General features: G+C 38.5%; 1 protein-coding gene. It reads right to left on the reverse strand.

The window, feature by feature from the left end; translation table 11 throughout:
• Positions 1-108: GTP-binding protein (locus V7D75_RS14665; RefSeq protein WP_442968960.1), on the reverse strand; the 108-nt coding region annotated here is incomplete at its 3' end.
• Between the last annotated feature and the right edge of the window lie 191 nt (positions 109-299).

The raw sequence follows: 299 nt of genomic DNA on the forward strand, positions 1-299 counted from the left end.
AACACCGGTATAGAACAAAACACGCTCAGTAGTGGTCGTCTTACCAGCATCAATGTGCGCTGAGATACCAATATTGCGATAGCGCTTTAGGGGAGTTTTACGAGCCATAGTGTTTTCCTAGGGAAATTCGTGTATATATTAATGTGTTGTGTCTCTACCTCATACTCTATGACAAAGCCATGAGACCATGAACTTTGTTATATTACTTACTATTAATTGGGCCAAATACGGACAAAAAAAGAGTAAATATTAAGAATAGTGCGGCATCAAATTTAGGAGACTTTCTTTAAGCGGTGCAT

It is taken from the genome of Psychrobacter sp., assembly GCF_036731945.1.
Taxonomy (GTDB): Bacteria; Pseudomonadota; Gammaproteobacteria; order Pseudomonadales; family Moraxellaceae; genus Psychrobacter.